The 15,726-nt window shown below is 65.2% G+C and carries 15 protein-coding genes; 7 read left to right on the top strand and 8 right to left on the bottom strand.

Going from position 1 to position 15,726, the window contains the following annotated elements:
- Positions 1 to 8 precede the first annotated feature (8 nt).
- Positions 9 to 482: a hypothetical protein gene (locus HBJ55_RS19365; protein WP_167118960.1), complete on the bottom strand. Its 474-nt coding sequence runs from the start codon at positions 480 to 482 to the stop codon at positions 9 to 11.
- Between the two features lie 85 nt (positions 483 to 567).
- On the opposite strand from HBJ55_RS19365, the gene HBJ55_RS19360 reads away from it, so the two are divergent.
- Positions 568 to 2,658, top strand: a complete 2,091-nt coding sequence (locus HBJ55_RS19360) for a S9 family peptidase (protein ID WP_167118957.1) — start codon at positions 568 to 570, stop codon at positions 2,656 to 2,658.
- 69 nt (positions 2,659 to 2,727) lie between these two features.
- Here HBJ55_RS19360 and HBJ55_RS19355 read toward each other — a convergent pair whose 3' ends face one another.
- The 6 genes from HBJ55_RS19355 to dnaX are packed head-to-tail and all read right to left on the bottom strand — an operon-like array spanning position 2,728 to position 7,759.
- On the bottom strand, positions 2,728 to 3,177 hold the full coding sequence (locus HBJ55_RS19355; RefSeq protein WP_167118954.1) for a YcgN family cysteine cluster protein: 450 nt from the start codon (positions 3,175 to 3,177) through the stop codon (positions 2,728 to 2,730).
- Between the two features lie 2 nt (positions 3,178 to 3,179).
- Entirely contained in the window at positions 3,180 to 3,476 is a 297-nt protein-coding gene (locus tag HBJ55_RS19350) for a YcgL domain-containing protein (protein WP_240936201.1), read from the bottom strand.
- 11 nt (positions 3,477 to 3,487) lie between these two features.
- Positions 3,488 to 4,618, bottom strand: coding sequence for a ribonuclease D (gene rnd, locus HBJ55_RS19345; protein ID WP_167118948.1), 1,131 nt, complete (start codon positions 4,616 to 4,618; stop codon positions 3,488 to 3,490).
- Between the two features lie 35 nt (positions 4,619 to 4,653).
- The gene (gene recR, locus HBJ55_RS19340; RefSeq protein WP_167118945.1) at positions 4,654 to 5,259 is read right to left on the bottom strand and encodes a recombination mediator RecR; all 606 of its coding nucleotides are present in this window, start codon (positions 5,257 to 5,259) and stop codon (positions 4,654 to 4,656) included.
- A 59-nt stretch (positions 5,260 to 5,318) separates the two neighbouring features.
- On the bottom strand, positions 5,319 to 5,645 hold the full coding sequence (locus tag HBJ55_RS19335; protein ID WP_167118942.1) for a YbaB/EbfC family nucleoid-associated protein: 327 nt from the start codon (positions 5,643 to 5,645) through the stop codon (positions 5,319 to 5,321).
- Positions 5,646 to 5,683: 38 nt separating this feature from the next.
- Complete coding sequence (dnaX, locus tag HBJ55_RS19330) at positions 5,684 to 7,759, bottom strand: DNA polymerase III subunit gamma/tau (RefSeq protein ID WP_167118940.1); 2,076 nt, start codon at positions 7,757 to 7,759, stop codon at positions 5,684 to 5,686.
- A 248-nt stretch (positions 7,760 to 8,007) separates the two neighbouring features.
- Here dnaX and HBJ55_RS19325 point away from each other — a divergent pair, with 248 nt between their 5' ends.
- Positions 8,008 to 9,294 carry an NAD(P)/FAD-dependent oxidoreductase gene (locus HBJ55_RS19325; protein ID WP_167118936.1) on the top strand — a complete coding sequence of 429 codons (1,287 nt, stop codon included), beginning with the start codon at positions 8,008 to 8,010 and terminating at the stop codon, positions 9,292 to 9,294.
- Between the two features lie 46 nt (positions 9,295 to 9,340).
- Here HBJ55_RS19325 and HBJ55_RS19320 read toward each other — a convergent pair whose 3' ends face one another.
- Positions 9,341 to 10,276, bottom strand: a complete 936-nt coding sequence (locus HBJ55_RS19320) for a LysR family transcriptional regulator (protein WP_167118933.1) — start codon at positions 10,274 to 10,276, stop codon at positions 9,341 to 9,343.
- A 111-nt stretch (positions 10,277 to 10,387) separates the two neighbouring features.
- On the opposite strand from HBJ55_RS19320, the gene HBJ55_RS19315 reads away from it, so the two are divergent.
- The 5 genes from HBJ55_RS19315 (at position 10,388) to HBJ55_RS19295 (ending at position 15,598) form a co-directional block, all read left to right on the top strand.
- A complete protein-coding gene (locus HBJ55_RS19315) occupies positions 10,388 to 11,716 on the top strand; it encodes an aminotransferase family protein (RefSeq protein WP_167118929.1) in 1,329 nt (442 codons plus the stop codon).
- 67 nt (positions 11,717 to 11,783) lie between these two features.
- A complete protein-coding gene (locus HBJ55_RS19310; RefSeq protein WP_167118927.1) occupies positions 11,784 to 12,485 on the top strand; it encodes a CoA transferase subunit A in 702 nt (233 codons plus the stop codon).
- Positions 12,475 to 13,128, top strand: a complete 654-nt coding sequence (locus HBJ55_RS19305) for a 3-oxoacid CoA-transferase subunit B (protein ID WP_167118924.1) — start codon at positions 12,475 to 12,477, stop codon at positions 13,126 to 13,128. The genes HBJ55_RS19310 and HBJ55_RS19305 overlap by 11 nt, the downstream gene beginning before the upstream one ends.
- Positions 13,128 to 14,411: an ArgE/DapE family deacylase gene (locus tag HBJ55_RS19300; RefSeq protein WP_167118921.1), complete on the top strand. Its 1,284-nt coding sequence runs from the start codon at positions 13,128 to 13,130 to the stop codon at positions 14,409 to 14,411. The genes HBJ55_RS19305 and HBJ55_RS19300 overlap by 1 nt, the downstream gene beginning before the upstream one ends.
- Positions 14,408 to 15,598, top strand: a complete 1,191-nt coding sequence (locus HBJ55_RS19295; protein ID WP_167118918.1) for an acetyl-CoA C-acyltransferase — start codon at positions 14,408 to 14,410, stop codon at positions 15,596 to 15,598. The genes HBJ55_RS19300 and HBJ55_RS19295 overlap by 4 nt, the downstream gene beginning before the upstream one ends.
- Positions 15,599 to 15,726: the final 128 nt, after the last annotated feature.

The following is a 15,726-nucleotide window of genomic DNA, read 5'->3' as shown; positions in this document are numbered from 1 at the left end:
GGGGCTCCCTAGCCGATTTTCGGCTCCCGGCGCTTGATTGGCTGACGCGGCTGCTCGCCGCGGTGGCCATTGCGCCTGCTATTATTGCGCTGCTTGTTATCGTCCTGCTTCTTCTCCTGCGCGTTTTCGCTGGGCATGGCATCCGTGCGGAACCACCAGGCCTGCAGAATGCCAACGGCAATGCCCAATAACGCTCCGGCAGCTACCAGCAAGCCGGAAGTCATCAGTACCGAGCCATTGCGTTCGAGGAAGGCAACGGCCGCCACCACCACCGCCGGCGCCATGCCGGTATGGAACTCCCCTTCCACCAGCGGCAGCCGGAAGCGGGTCGGCATCAACAGAATGCCGGCCACCATCCAGGTAAGCGGAAGGCGCAGCAGGCGTGGCAGGAAGGCCAATCCCAGATAGCCGGTCACCAGCACGACCAGCGACAAACCCAGATAGGTCAGCCATAGTAGGGACATCGAATCGGATGTCAGCATCGATACCTCGTTTTACGCGTCACGGCCCGCCCTTGACGGATCGTACAGGATGGAAAGTCACCTTGAGTATGGTACACGCGACCCAATGAAAGCACAGCCGCCACATCATTCGTCCACCATTGCAACCAACAGCGAGCCCTCTCCTTCACCAGTCGAACGGTTTAGACGCACCGATGATCCCGAGTGGCATTGGTTGGAAGAACGCGACGATGCACGCGTTCAGGCCTTCCTCGAGGCCGCCAACGAGGAATCCCAGGCCTGGATGGCGCCCCTCGAGAGTCTGGTCGAGCGGCTCTATCACGGCCACCTGGCACGCCGCGAGCTGGCGGTTCATGGGCTGCGCACTGCACTCGACCACTATACCTATTGGAGTGAGACGGCTGTCGATGCGGATTATCCGGTGTGGTGGCGCCATCCCAACGGTCGCGCGGAGCAGGCGAGCGTCTTTCTCGACCTGCAAGCTCGCGCAATGCCTGAACACTACCTCGAACTGGGCGACATGGCACTGTCGCCCAACGAACGCTGGCTGGCCTGGACCGAAGACACCAGTGGCGACGAGCGCTTTTCACTCTATCTCAAGGAACTGCCCGACGGCGAGCCACACCTCTTGCTGGAGGAGGTCGGCGCGGAACTGACCTGGGCCGAAGACAATGTCACCCTGCTGTTCACTCGTTACGATGCCACACAGCGCCCGGACAGTATCTGGCGCCTGCCACTCAGTGAAGGCCAGGCCGGCGAGCCTTCACTGATACTGCGCGAGGACGATCCCGAGTTCTGGCTCGGACTGGGCAAGACCCGCTCCCGCCAGTGGCTGGTACTGGAAATCGCCTCCAAGGACACCAGCGAGTGCCATCTGCTGCCGGCGCTGTCGCCAGAGCAGACGCCACGCTGTTTTCGACCGCGAGAGAAGGGTGTGGAGTATGGGCTGGAACACCGTCCCGGGCATTTCTACGTTCTGCACAACCGCGACGCACCACACTTTCGCCTGGACGTGGCCGACGAGCACGACGTCGAGGCCCAATGGCAATCGCTGATCGGTCATCGCGATGACACCACGCTCGAGGACGTCGAGGCCTTTGACTGGGGCCTGGCCATTAGCGAGCGCGACCATCATGAGGCCCAGGTTCGCATCCGCATCATCGAGCTCGATGCATGCCACCGCGCACGGTGCGACGAACACCTGACGTTGCCGGAATCGCCCTGCAGCGTAATGCTCGGCGACGTGCCACACTTCGACAGTCGCCGTCTGCGCCTGCGCGAAGAGTCCTTCGTCATGCCGGTACGCTGGCTCGAGCACGACCTCGACAGCGGGGAGCGCGTCGTCCTCAAGTCCCAGCCGATCCACGGCAACCTGCAGCCGGCGGACCTCTGCTGCGAGCGGATCTGGGCGCGCGCCCACGATGGCGAACGCATACCGGTATCGGTGGTGATGCGTGCCGATCTGACCGGCCACCCCTTGCCCACCCTGCTCTACGGTTATGGCGCCTATGGCGAAGTCCTCGACCCCTGGTTCTCGGTCGCCAGGCTCGAATTGCTTGCCCGCGGCGTCGCCTTTGCCGTCGCCCATGTACGCGGTGGCGGCGACCGGGGTGAGCCCTGGTACTTGGCCGGCAAGCTCGAGCACAAGGAGAACAGCTTTCGCGACTTCCTGGCGGCGCGCAACGCTTTGGTGGAAAAAGGACTCAGCGACGGCGAGCGCATCGCCGCCTACGGCGCCAGTGCCGGCGGGCTACTGGTTGGAGCCAGCCTCAACCTGGCTCCCGAGGCGTTCTGTGCGGCCGTGCTCGACGTCCCCTTCGTCGACGTGTTACGCACCATGGAGAATCCCGACCTGCCGCTGACCACCGCCGAGTATACCGAGTGGGGTAACCCCGACGAGCCGGGCGCGCGCAATCGTATCCGCGCCTATTCACCGCTGGACAATCTCTCACCCCAACCCTACCCCACCCTTTTCCTCCAAGGCAGCTGGCACGACTCCCGGGTCCCTTATTGGGAACCTGCCAAGCTCTATGCCCGACTGACCGAGATGGGTACCGCACGCGGCCCCGTACTGCTGCGTACCGACATGGCCGCCGGGCATGGTGGCGCCTCGGGCCGGTTCAAGGCGTGGCACGACAATGCACGCCAGGACGCCTTCATTCTCTGGGCCTTGGGGTTAGCCCACAAGGAGCCCTGAGTGCCGCATAATAGACCCGGCCAGAGGCCGGGTCTCGTGCTTGGCTAGGGAGCTCAGCCCATGGAGGCTTCAACCGTCGATCGGCAGTATGGCAATAATATAATCTTCCAGCTCTTCCTCGGGCACGTCCTGCTGGGAAACGGCGAAGCTGCGCACGCTGATGCCCTTGCGATGAACACGTTCCGGGTCACCGGAGATCAGCGGATGCCAACCGGCCAGCCGACGCCCCTCCGCAATGCGGCGATAGGCACAGGACTTCGGCAACCAACGGAACTCGTCGACACGTTGCGGGGTGAGCCGGGAACAGTCGGGCACACGGGCCTGACGATTGGGGTAGTCACTGCAGCGACAACTGTGAATGTCCAGCAGCTCACAGGCCACGCCGAGCACGGCGAGATCGCCGCTCTCATCGTCCTGGAACTTGAGCAGGCAACACTGGCCACAGCCGTCGCACAGCGCTTCCCACTCCTCGGCGCTGAGCTCCTCGAGGTCGAAGCGTTCCCAGAACCGTTCACGCATGGTCAATAGCGAGCTTCCGTAGGCGTCCGATAAAGGTCCAACAAATACTCGTCCTTGGCCGGCGGCATCTGCAGATAGAACCCCTTATCACGAATCGCTGCCATGACATCGCTCGCCTTGGCGCGTGCCAGTGTCTTCTCCGGCGTCAGGATAACGGTCATGGTCGAGACCGGCTTGCCGAAGCGTTCGAGCAATGCCTCGGGCACCTCGGCAAGACCTTGCCTCTTGTCCACGTAGAGATACATCTCCTCCTTGCGCGAGCTCTTGAATATCTCGCACAGCAACTTATCGCCTTGCATGCGGTCATCCGTCATTCGGCTTTCACCTCGTCCAGTGCCTGTGCCAGGGGGGCCGAGAGGCACTCGCCACGCCAACCCTGGGGAAGGGGCAACGGCTCGGCGGCCAGGTCGGCTGCGATCATGGCCTCGAGGTCGCGCCGGCGCATCAGCACTTCCGGCGCCAGCCCCAGAGTCTCGGCACACTCGTTCACGACCCGCTTGAGGGCTTTCATGCGTCGCTTGTAATCCGCCCCAAGCGGCGAGGGTTGCGCGGCCGGCAGCGCCGCCGCCTCGCATTGTCGCGCCTGTTTCACCTGCGCCAGCAGCGTGTCGCCGTCCCGCTTGATCTGGCTCGGCTTGATGTCCTCGACTTCGGCGAGCTGATAGCGATTTTCGGGCATGCGTTCGGCGATGCCATAGAGCACCCGATCGCTGAACAGCCAGCCCCGCGGTAGATTGCGTCGCCGCGCCTCGCCCTCTCGCCAGGTGGTCAGCAGCCGGTACGCCTCGATCTGGCGCGGCGAAAGCCGCCACAATTGACGATGACGGCGGAACCACTGTTCATCAGCCGCGTCGCTGCGCAGCGCCTGGGCCATCAGTTCACGACAGTCGGCCTCGAGCCATTCGCGCCGCCCCTGTCGTTCCAGGGCTTCGCGCTGACGCTCCCAGACCTCGAGCAGGAAAACCACGTCGAGCGCCGCATAGAGCTGTTGGGAATCGCTCAATGGCCGCTGCAACCAATCGGAGCGGGTCTCGTCCTTGGGCAGCGTCTCGCCGGTCCAGTGCTGCACCAGACGCTGGTAGCCCATGGCGGGATCCTCCCCCAGCAGGGCTTGGGCCACCTGGGTATCTACCAGTGGGGCCACCGTGACACCGGCCCAGTGCGCCAGCACTTCGAGGTCTTCGCTGCTGGCATGCAGCAATTTCAGCGGCCCCTCACCCAGCAATTGACGAAAGGACTCGGTACAGTCGACCGCCAGCGGGTCGACCAGCCAGACCGGACCACCGGCGGAGAACTGGATCAGCGCCGGGACCGGGTGAAAGGTCTTTTCGCGAAAGAACTCGGTATCCAGTGCGATGACCTCGGCCTGGGCCACCTCGGCGCAGGCGGCATCCAGTGCCTCGGGCGTATCGATCCAGCGTATCTCGGGGGTCAGGGTCATGCGTTCGTCCAGCAGGGAAAAACAGTGAAGCGGCGTCAATCGCCACGAAACGGCAGGCGTCCATTGAAGGCTCGACTGAGGGTGCCGCCGTCGACATACTCGAGTTCACCGCCCATGGGCACGCCATAGGCCAGACGCGAGAGCGTGACGCCGTGGGGCGTGAGTTGAGCGGCGATGTAGTGCGCCGTGGCCTCGCCCTCCACCGTTGGATTGGTGGCCAGGATCACCTCACTGACACCGCCTTCGGCAACACGCATCTCGAGCTGTTCGAGCCCGATGTCCTCGGGGCCGATGCCATCCAACGGCGAGAGATGGCCGTGGAGGACGAAATAGCGGCCTCGAAATCCGCCGGCCTCCTCGATGGCCAGTTGATCGGCCGGCGACTCTACCACGCACAGCAGGGCGTCGTCGCGCCGGCTACTGGTGCACAGACCGCAGACCTCCTCCTCGGTGAGAGTGCGACAACGCTGGCAATAGCCCACCTGCTCGATAGCCTGCTCGAGTACGGCGGCGAGGCGTCGCCCGCCGTCGCGGTCGCGCTCGAGCAGGTGCATCGCCATGCGCTGCGCTGTCTTGGGACCCACGCCCGGCAGTACCCGCAGCGACTCCATCAGCCTCTCGACGAGGGGGGAAAAACTCATTCGATACCTCTAACGGATGGTTAACGCCGCATGACGGAGCGCAGCCGGTTGCAATCGGATCAGAAAGGCATCTTGAAACCCGGCGGCAGGTTGAGCCCCGCCGTGGCCTCCTCCATCTTCTCGCGCGAACTGGCCTCGACCTTGCGCACGGCATCGTTGACCGCCGCAGCCAGCAGATCCTCGAGCAGCTCCTTGTCCTCCTCCATCACGCTGGGATCGATGTCGACCTTGCTCACGTCGTGACGGCCGTTCATGGTCACCTTGACCATGCCGGCGCCGGCTTCGCCGGTCACCTCGGCCTTGGCGACTTCTTCCTGAACGCGCTGCATCTTCTGCTGCATTTCCTGGGCCTGTTTCATCAGGTTGCCCATTCCGCCTTTCATCATGATCGTTCCTCTCGCTTGGCAAAGTGAAACTGTCGGTATCAGGCCCTTGGCGCCATTTCCGCCGGCTTGACGCTCGATTCGATCAAGCGCGCGCCGAAGGTATCCTGCAACTGCCTGACATGCGGGTCGCGCTGCAGGGCTGCCACGGCCTCGGCATGGCGCTCGGCGGCGATCCGGTCAGCACGCTGCCGGGGCGTTTCCACCTCCGTCGGCAATGGCCCCGGCTCGATCGCCAACTGGCGCGATACGCCAATGGTGGCTAGTGCCTCCTGCACGCGGCGCACGTGAATTTCGGCGTTCATGGCCTCCTGTGACGGGTCCAGGCGCAGCGTCAGCCGGTTGCCGTCATCGGCTTCGACCACGCAATGGGCCGCAAGGTTGCGCGTCAGCCCTCCCAGGCCCAGGCTGTCGAAACTTTCCAGCCAACGACCATGGTCGAGCAACTCATCGCTGGCAGCATTGGCTGCAACGGCCCGGGGCTCGGGCGCCTCGGCGGCCGGCTGCTCTACGGATAGCGCTTCGCCCTCTGGCTCAGGTGCTTCAGGAGCCGGCTCGGGCGCCTCCAGAACGACAGTGTCGTCCTCTTCCGCCTTTACCGCCATCTCCTGTCGGGGCGCGGATGACTGCGCCGACGGCCGTTCGATCGCTGCCATCGGTGTGGCGTGGTCCTCTCGTGAGGCGACGGGCGTCCTTTGCGTGGACTCGGCCGGGGCATGGGAAACCACCTCGCCCAGCGGCGGCGCCATCGCCTCATCGGCCGCCTCCTTCTCCCAGGGCGGGGGTGGCTCGGCTCTTTCGTCCTCGACGCCAGGCTCTGGTGCGCTCTGTGCTGGAGCCGGCTCGGCCGGCGGCCCGGGCTCCGAGGCCGGCCGGCTCGATGGCATGGGGGCCGCACCGTCGGCACTCTGGGCGGGAGGCGGTGGCTCACCCGTCCCACCCGCGGGCGCGGTGGGCGTGCTGCCGGCGTCCGACCCACGCAGCGGTAGCGGTGTCTTCGCCGGCTGCGGCACGCCCTGCGGGCGGAAGGCCAGCATGCGCAGCAGTGTCATTTCAAGCGCCGTGCGCAGGTCGGGAGCATGAACCATGTCGCCGCGCCCCTGGATGCCGATCTGGTAATAGAGCTGCACGTCCTCGGCGGTGAAGCGCGAGGCCAGGGCCAGCACGGTTTCGCGATCGCCATGACCGTTGTCCACCGCATCCGGCACCATCTGCGCTACGGCCAGGCGGTGCAGCACCGCCGTCATGTCGTCGAGAACCGCGGCGAAATCCGGCCCCTGCTCGGCCAACTGGGCAATCTCGCTCAATAGCCGGGGCGCGTCCGTGTCGGCCAGGGCCTCGACCAGCGCCAGCACGTGACGATGATCCAGGGTGCCGAGCATGGCGGCGACGTCGGCATGACGCACTTGGCCCTGGCCGAAGGCAATGGCCTGATCGGTCAGGCTCATGGCATCGCGCATGGAGCCGTCGGCGGCCCGTCCCAGCAGCCACAGGGCGCTCTCTTCGCAGCCGATACCCTCGGCTTCGAGCACCTTCGCCAGGTGGGTGACGATGCGCTCCGGCGGCATGTTCTTGAGCGTGAACTGCAGGCAGCGCGACAGCACCGTGGCGGGCAGCTTCTGCGGATCGGTAGTGGCGAGCAGGAACTTGACGTGGGGCGGCGGCTCTTCCAGCGTCTTGAGCAGCGCATTGAAGCTGCTGGTGGAGAGCATGTGCACCTCGTCGATGAGGTACACCTTGTAACGACCCTGGGTGGGGGCGTACTGCACGTTGTCGAGCAGTTCACGCGTGTCTTCGACCTTGGTGCGCGAGGCGGCATCGACCTCGATCAGGTCGACGAAGCGCCCCTCGTCGATGGCACGACAGCTGTCGCACTCGCCGCAGGGCGTGGAGGTAACGCCGTCATCGCCATACCCCTTGGCGGTACAGTTGAGGCATTTGGCAAGTATTCTTGCCAGGGTCGTCTTGCCGACGCCTCGCGTGCCGGTGAACAGGTAGGCATGGTGCAGACGCCCCTGGTCGAGGGCGTTGACCAGCGCACGCTGGACGTGCTCCTGGCCGACCAGTTCGTGGAACGTACGCGGCCGCCACTTGCGGGCCAGAACCTGATAGCTCATTGCAGCACGTATTCCTTGCAGCGGGGCTGGCGGGCAGCCGGTCGGAGCAGGGCCTGCTTCGCCCCGGCGAGAAGTCCGGTCGACGAGCCGAACGTGAAAATCCCCATTCTACCGGCTGAGGCCGAAGGCGCAAAGCTCGCCCCTCACGCAGAGCGCCGGCAGCACGGGGCGACCACCATGCCGAACGTGTCCTATCCTCATGCTGTGCTAGCATGCGTTGAGTATTTTCGACGATTTGCGGAGTCAACATGGCCGAGCCTCGCTGCGCCTCCTACTACACCGCATCGATCCATCAGGAGTCGGACTACTCCCGGCTGCAGGGCGAAATGAAGGTCGATGTCGTCATCGTCGGCGGCGGCTTCACCGGAGTGGCCACGGCGGTAGAGCTGGCCGAGCGCGGCTACCGGGTGGCCATCGTCGAGGCCAACAAGATCGGCTGGGGCGCCAGCGGGCGTAACGGCGGCCAGGTGACCGGCAGCCTCTCCGGCGAGGCGGCCATGCGCAAGCAGATGCGCCGCACCTTGGGCGAGGCCGCCGACGATTTCCTCTGGAACCTGCGCTGGCGCGGCCAGCGCATCATCCGCGAGCGAGTGGAAAAATACGGCATTTCCTGCGATCTCAAGCACGGCCACCTGCAGGCGGCCTGGCAGCCCTCGCACATGCTGGCTCTCAGGGCCGACTTCGAGGCCTGCCAGGCCCACGGCATGGGCGAGCATGTCGAACTGCTCGATGCCCGCCAGGTTCGCGAGGTGGTGCGCACCGAGCTTTATCACGGCGGGCTGCTCAACCGCTGCAACCTGCACCTGCACCCGCTCAACCTGTGCCTGGGAGAGGCTCGCGTCGCCGAGTCGCTGGGCGCGATGCTCTTCGAGCATTCGCCTGTCGTTCGCATCGAGCATGGGGCCTCCCCGGCCGTGATCACCGAGCACGGCACGGTCCGCGCCGAACGGGTACTCCTGGCAGGCAATGCCTACCACCGGCTGGAGCGGCGTCGGCTCGGCGGCAGGCTGTTCCCGGCTTCGCTGGGCATCGTCACCACCGCGCCGCTGGGCGGGCTGGCCGAGGCCATCAACCCCCATGATCTTGCCGTCTACGACTGCCGCTTCGTACTCGACTACTACCGCCTCACCGCCGATGGCCGGCTGCTGTTCGGCGGCGGGGCCAACTATTCAGGCAAGGCCTCCCCGGACATCGCCGCCGAGCTGCAACCGCGCCTGGAGGCCACTTTCCCCCAGCTCAGAGGGACATCGATCGATTACGCCTGGCAGGGCATGGCCGGCATCGTGGTCAACCGCATCCCGATGTTGGGGCGGCTATCCGACAACGTCTACTATGCCCAAGGCTATTCGGGGCATGGGGTGGCCACCTCGCACATTGTCGCAGAGATCATGGCCAAGGCGATTGCCGGCCATATGGAGGAGTTCGACACCTTCGCCGCCTGCCGCCACGTCAGGGTGCCGTTTGGCGATGCGCTGGGCAACCCACTGCTGGCCGCCGGCATGTGGTACTACCAGATGCTCGAACGCTGGCGCTAGACGGCTTCGAGCCGGAAGCCGCTCCCAGGCCGGCTGCAAGCTTCCTCTAGCCCAAGGACTCATCCAGCATCGTTCCCGGATAGGTCGCGAGCAGCGACCTGCCCCGCTCACGCAGGAAATCGAGCACCCTGGCCTGTTTCCAATCGTCGCGATAAGTCAGGCCGAAGCTGAACTCCATGGCCGGCGAGAAGGGCCGCATCTCCACGCCATCGCGCGGGGCAAGCTGATCCTGGGCGGTGATCGGGTTCATCACTGTGATTCCGACATTGTTGGCCACCAGTGCGGTGATGGTACCGATGTTGGCCTCAGTCTTGCCGGCGATCTGGACGCGGTGACGGGCCACCAGCTCGAGCAGCGGATTGGTGCTGATACTGGGCTGGTTGCTGATCACCAGATGCTGGTCACCCAGATCCTGCACGTCGATGCGCTCCTGCGTGGCGAGTGGATGCGACTGCGGCATCAGGCACAGCGCCTTGCTGGTGAACCAGGGCTCGACACGCAGAACCCGCGAAGTGATGGGTAGGGTGACGAAACCGATGTCGGCATGGCTCGACTCCACCGCCAGCTGCACCTCATGGCTCGACATCATGTCGAGGCTGACGCTGAACCGCCGATTCTCCTCCAGCAATGCCGCCACCAGCCGTGGCACGAAGCCGAACGATAGCCCCGGCACCGCGGCGATACGCAGCCGCGAGGTGCCGAACTCCTTGAGCGCCAGCACGCTGTGGCGCAACTCCTCGATGTTACCCATCAGGCGCAGGATCTCTTCGTAGAGTTCGCGCGCCTCGGGCATGGCTACCAGGCGGTTCTTCTCGCGCAGGAACAGTTGAATACCCAGATTCTCCTCGAGCTGTGCCAGCGAGCGGCTCACTCCGGACTGGGTGATGCCCAGGATACGTGCTGCCTGGGAAGCGCTACCGGCCTCAAACAGTGTCTTGAAGATCGCCAGGGCCTTGAGCGAGTGGATATTGACATCAGCCATGAGCATAACTCATCGAAATCGTTAAAAAGATCATATATTGAAATAGCCACCGTTCGCTACTTAGACTGCTGACAACCGTTCACTAATACATAACGACAACCGGACGTTGACATGAGCCCATCTCCGCTCTTCTACCAGGCCGGCCCCGCCCTGCCCGAAGTCAGCCACGCCAAGGGCGTCTATCTGTGGGACGAGACCGGCAAGCAGTACCTCGATGGCTGTTCCGGGGCCATTGCCTGCAACCTCGGCCACGGCCGCGACGATATTCGCGAGGCCATGCTCGCCCAGCTCGACCGCGTCGCCTTCACCTACCGCACCCAGTTCGAGAATGCCCCCGCGGTGGCCCTGGGCCAGGCACTGGTCGACCTCACCGAGGGTGAACTGGAGAAGGTGTTCTTCGTCTCCAGCGGCTCGGAGGCAGTGGAGTCGGCGCTCAAGCTGGCGCGCCAGTACTTCGTCGCCAAAGGCGAGCCCCAGCGTCGGCACTTCGTCTCGCTGCGTCCCTCCTACCACGGCAGCACCCTGGGTGCGCTGGGTGTGACCGGCTACGAACCGCTCGAAGCGCCTTTTGCCGACATCGTCAACGCGTCGCTCAAGGTGCCTGGCCCCGACTTCTACCGACATGCCGGCGCCGGCGATGCCCATCACGTCGAGCACGTGCTGAGCGACACTCGCGCCGCCATCGAGACCGCCGGCCCCGAGACGATCATCGCCTTCGTGCTCGAACCGGTGGGTGGCGCCAGTACCGGCGCGCGCATGCTCGACCGCCACTACCTGGATGGCATAAGGGCATTGTGCGACGAGTTCGGCTGCCTGCTGATCTTGGACGAGGTGCTGACAGGCATCGGCCGCACCGGCGCCTGGTTCGCCTACCAACACTACGGCGTGATGCCGGACCTGCTCGCCACCGCCAAGGGGCTTGGCGCTGGCTACTACCCCGTGGGAGCGGTGCTTTCCCGGGCCGATATCGTCGACACGGTGATGGCCTCCGGCGGTTTCCAGCATGGCCATACTTACGCCGGGAACCCCCTGGCCTGCGCCACGGGGCTGGCCGTGATCGAAGTCATGCAGCGCGAGAACGTACTCGACAACGTAGCCGCACGCGGCCATGAGTTGAAGGATGGCTTGCAGGCACTCAAGGCCCGTTTCCCCTGGGTGGGCGACGTGCGCGGCCTGGGGCTGCTGTGGGGTGTGGAACTGGTCACCGATGCAACGACCAAGATCCCCTTCCCCGCCGAACAGAACCGCTTCGCTCGCATCACGGCGCTGGCCAAGGAAGAGGGACTGTTGATCTACCCGCGACGCACCCTCAACGGCGTGGCCGGCGATCACTTCCTGGTCACTCCTCCGCTGACTATCCGCGCTGACGATATCGCCGAGCTGTTGGCCCGGCTCGAACGTGCCATGTACCGCTTCGACCTCGAGCTCAAACGAGAATAGGCGCGTACGGATGCCATGAGTGACGCTCCTTGAACGTGCTCCCGACCCACGACAAAAGGCTCCCTGCATGACGCTACTCAATCGCAAATATCGCGCCATCGGCGAGGCCATCGCCGCGATTCCCGACGGCGCCTCGATCATGGTCGGCGGCTTCGGTTCACCGGGCACGCCTTTCGCGCTGATCGACGAACTGCTGGCCCAAGGACAAAGCGAGCTCACCCTGATCAAGAACGATGCCAACGAGCCGGGTATCGGTGTCGGCAAGCTGATCGAGGCCGGTCGCGTGCGCCGCCTGATCACATCGCACATCGGCCTCAACCGCGACGCTATCGCAGCAATGAACCGTGGCCAGCTCGAGGTCACCCTTTTTCCGCAGGGGATACTGGCCGAGAAGATCCGCAGCGCCGGCGCAGGACACCGGGGCTTTATCACTGACATCGGCCAGGGTACCGAGATCGCCGCCGGCCGCCGCGAGATCGAGATGGATGGGCGTACCTGGGGGATCGAGCCGGCGCTCTACGCCGACTTCGCCCTGGTCCATGCCGAGCGCGCCGACCGCTACGGCAACCTGATCTACCGCGCCACCGCCAGCAACTTCAATCCCTTGATGGCGATGGCCGCCGACACCGTCATCGCCCAGGCCTACCGGGTCGACGAGCCCGGCAGCCTGGCAATCGAGGCGATCCACACCCCCTGCGCCTTCGTCAGCCTGGTGGTCGCGGTCGCCCCCGTCACCGGCGAACAGGGGAGGTGCGCCCATGTCGGCTGACCAGCAGCGAATCCTCGCCCGTGCCGCCCGCGAGGTGATTCCAGGACAGATCGTCAACCTGGGGATCGGCCTGCCTACGAAGCTGTTCCATTACCTGCCGGAGGACATGGAGGTACTGGTGCATTCCGAGAATGGCGTACTGGGTTGTCGTCCACGCACCGAAGGCGAAGAACCGGACTGGGACATGATCGACTCCGGCGGCGCCTACATTGCCACTCGACCCGGCGCCAGCGTGTTCGACAGCGCCATGTCGTTCGCCATGATCCGGCGCAGCCGCGTGGACCTCACCTTCATGGGCGCCTTCGAGGTCGACGCGCTGGGCAACCTCGCCAACTGGAAGATTCCCGGCAAGTTCTCGCCGGGTATCGGCGGGGCCATGGAGCTGGCGCAGAAGGTCAAGCGCCTGGTGATCCTGTGCTCGCACAACGACAAGCACGGCAACTCCAAGATTCTGCACCGCTGCCGCCTGCCGCTGACCGCCGAGCGCTGCGTGTCGCGCATCATCACCGACAAGGCGGTCATGGACGTGACACCGCAAGGACTGGTCGTGGTGGATATCGCCGAGGGGCTGAGCGTTGCCGAACTGCGCGAGGCCACCGAAGCCGAACTGATCGTCGACGAAGCTCGACTGGGGAGGTTCTGATGCTTACCAGCACCGAGAAGCGAATCGTCGAAAGATGTAATGCCCTGCTGGACGAGACCCTGGCGCTGACCCGCGACCTGGTGCGCGGCTACAGCGTGCTGGGCCGGGAGCACGCTGCGCTGGAAGCCATGGAGCGCTGGTTCGAGCGCCTCGACCTGCCCAGCACCCGGGTGCCGCTGGATGCCCCCGGCTTCGCCGACCACCCCCACCGCGCCCCGACCGAATGGGACAACACGGGCCGCTACAACCTGGTAGCCCAGCTCAATCCCGGGGCGTCAGGCCCGCATCTAGTCTTCAACGGCCACCTCGACGTGGTACCCGCCGAGCCCATAGACATGTGGACTCGCCCGCCCTGGGAGCCGTGGGAAAAGGACGGCTGGCTCTACGGCCGCGGCGCCGGTGACATGAAGGCCGGCATTGCCGCCATGACCCTGGCCGTGCACGCCGTGCGCGAGGCCGGCGTGGCGATCGACTTCCCGCTGACCCTGCAGACGGTCATCGAGGAAGAGTGCACCGGCAACGGCGCCCTGGCCTGCCTGCACCAAGGCTATCGCGGCGATTTCGTGCTGATTCCAGAACCCTTCGGCGCGCAGATCTACGCCGGCCAGGTGGGCGTGCTGTGGTTCCGCATGCGCCTCGACGGGGTACCCGCCCACGTGCTCGATACCCGCGCCGGCAGCAATGCCATCGAGGCGATCCTCGCCTACCTGCCGGCCTTCAAGGCGCTGGAAGCCGAGATCAACGGTCTCACGCGCCAGGCTCCCTACGACGATATCGACCACCCCTTCAACCTGAGCATCGGCAGGATCGAAGGTGGCAACTGGGCTTCCAGCGTACCGGCCCATGCCATTCTCGAGGGTCGCGTCGGCTTCCCGCCGGGCATGACAACCGACGAGGTCATGGATCGCGTGCGTCAATGCATCGAAACGCGCCATGCCAAGCTCGGCAACGGCAGTCCTGCGCCACGCGTGGAGTTCCATGGCTTTCGCTCCGAAGGTCATCTGGTCGATCTCGAGGCGCCGGGCATCGCGCTGCTCTCGCGCTGCCATGAGGACCTGCTCGGCGAGCCGCCGAAGGCCTATCTCTCGACCTGCACCACTGATTTGCGCGCCTTCCATGTCAGCGGCGAGATCAACGGCACCTGCTACGGCCCGGTGGCCCAGCGCATTCACGGTGTCGACGAGTGCGTCGAAATCGACTCGATACGCCACGTGCTGACCACCTATGCGCTGTTCATCCATCGCTGGGCAGAACTGGCCAACGCCAACGGAGGAGCGGCATGAGGGACGCCTATCTCGTCGACTACGCACGCAGCGCCTTCACCCGAGCCCACCCGCGCAAGCCCGAGGTGGACGCCTGGGCCGACATCCGCGGCGACGCCCTGCTGGCACGAGTTATCGACGAGCTTCTAGCGCGCGCCGACCTCGACCCGCAAGCCGTAGAGGACCTCAGTATCGGCTGTGCGCTGCCGGTCAAGGAGCAGTGGAGCTTCGGGGGACGCTATCCGCTGTGGCTGTCGCAGCACCTGGGGCCGCAGGGTCGCGATTGCGCCACCCGCCAGATCGACCAGCAGTGCGGCTCGGGGCTTGCCGCCCTGCGCAGCGCCGCGCGCGAGATCCAGGCTGGCGCCGTCGATGTGGCCCTGGCCGGCGGCTATGAAAACATGACCCGGGTGCCGATAGGCCCTGCGCTGTTCAAGGAGGGCGTACTGACCACCCCCGGCACCTTACAGCAAGCTCCCTGGCTCGAACTCGACGTGGCGCTGAACATGGGGCTCACCGCCGAGCGCCTGGCCCAGGCGACCGGCATCGAGCGCGATGAAATGGACGCGTTCGCGCTGGAGTCTCACCGCCGTGCCGCCCGAGCCGACGCCGACAATCACTTCGATGGCGAAAGACTCTCACTCGCCAACCCCGCCGGGAAAGTCATCGCGCGCGACGCCAATATTCGCCCGGATACCAGCCTTGAACGCCTGGCTGGGCTCGACCCGGTATTCCTCGATGGAGGCAATGTCACGGCCGGCAACAGCTCGCCGCTGACGTCGGGGGCTGCCGCGGCACTGCTCATGTCGTCCGCGGCCGTCGAGCATCATGCAGCCACGCCACTGGCACGCATCGTCGCCTTCGCCGACGTGGGCGTGGCGCCCGAGCACATGGGCGCCGGTGCCGCGGCGGCGGCCGAGCAGGCGCTGGCTCGCGCCGGATTGCATGCAGATCAGATCGATGCCTGGGAGATCAACGAGGCCTTCGCCGCCGTGCCGCTGCATGCGATCGGCAAGCTCGGGCTCGATTCGTCCCGGGTCAATGTGTGGGGCGGTGCTCTGGCGCTGGGCCACCCTCTGGGTGCCACCGGAGTGCGTCTGGCCGGCACCCTGGCACGCATCCTGGCCCATCGCGGCGGCCGCTATGGCTGCGCCACGGCCTGTGTGGGCGGTGGCCAAGGGATTGCCATGATCATCGAACTCATGTGACGCCGCAAGAAATGCTTGGTAGTGTCAATATGAATTTTTATAAATATAACTGGAGGTGATAAGACAGCAAGGCCCGGCTCCGCTTCGATAGCGAGAATAGCAATGAGGCAAGTCGCGACGCTGGTCGC

Origin of the sequence: Billgrantia bachuensis, from assembly GCF_011742165.1 — a bacterium.
In the GTDB taxonomy this organism is placed as follows: Bacteria; Pseudomonadota; Gammaproteobacteria; order Pseudomonadales; family Halomonadaceae; genus Halomonas; species Halomonas bachuensis.
This window is presented reverse-complemented; position numbering and strand designations above follow the sequence as displayed.

Bases quoted from the DNA above. Each gene is read 5' to 3' on its own strand.
- HBJ55_RS19365 (WP_167118960.1), bottom strand. From the start codon at position 482: ATGCTGACATCCGATTCGATGTCCCTACTATGGCTGACCTATCTGGGT.
- HBJ55_RS19360 (WP_167118957.1), top strand. From the start codon at position 568: ATGAAAGCACAGCCGCCACATCATTCGTCCACCATTGCAACCAACAGC.
- HBJ55_RS19355 (WP_167118954.1), bottom strand. From the start codon at position 3,177: ATGCGTGAACGGTTCTGGGAACGCTTCGACCTCGAGGAGCTCAGCGCC.
- HBJ55_RS19350 (WP_240936201.1), bottom strand. From the start codon at position 3,476: ATGCAAGGCGATAAGTTGCTGTGCGAGATATTCAAGAGCTCGCGCAAG.
- rnd (WP_167118948.1), bottom strand. From the start codon at position 4,618: ATGACCCTGACCCCCGAGATACGCTGGATCGATACGCCCGAGGCACTG.
- recR (WP_167118945.1), bottom strand. From the start codon at position 5,259: ATGAGTTTTTCCCCCCTCGTCGAGAGGCTGATGGAGTCGCTGCGGGTA.
- HBJ55_RS19335 (WP_167118942.1), bottom strand. From the start codon at position 5,645: ATGATGAAAGGCGGAATGGGCAACCTGATGAAACAGGCCCAGGAAATG.
- dnaX (WP_167118940.1), bottom strand. From the start codon at position 7,759: ATGAGCTATCAGGTTCTGGCCCGCAAGTGGCGGCCGCGTACGTTCCAC.
- HBJ55_RS19325 (WP_167118936.1), top strand. From the start codon at position 8,008: ATGGCCGAGCCTCGCTGCGCCTCCTACTACACCGCATCGATCCATCAG.
- HBJ55_RS19320 (WP_167118933.1), bottom strand. From the start codon at position 10,276: ATGGCTGATGTCAATATCCACTCGCTCAAGGCCCTGGCGATCTTCAAG.
- HBJ55_RS19315 (WP_167118929.1), top strand. From the start codon at position 10,388: ATGAGCCCATCTCCGCTCTTCTACCAGGCCGGCCCCGCCCTGCCCGAA.
- HBJ55_RS19310 (WP_167118927.1), top strand. From the start codon at position 11,784: ATGACGCTACTCAATCGCAAATATCGCGCCATCGGCGAGGCCATCGCC.
- HBJ55_RS19305 (WP_167118924.1), top strand. From the start codon at position 12,475: ATGTCGGCTGACCAGCAGCGAATCCTCGCCCGTGCCGCCCGCGAGGTG.
- HBJ55_RS19300 (WP_167118921.1), top strand. From the start codon at position 13,128: ATGCTTACCAGCACCGAGAAGCGAATCGTCGAAAGATGTAATGCCCTG.
- HBJ55_RS19295 (WP_167118918.1), top strand. From the start codon at position 14,408: ATGAGGGACGCCTATCTCGTCGACTACGCACGCAGCGCCTTCACCCGA.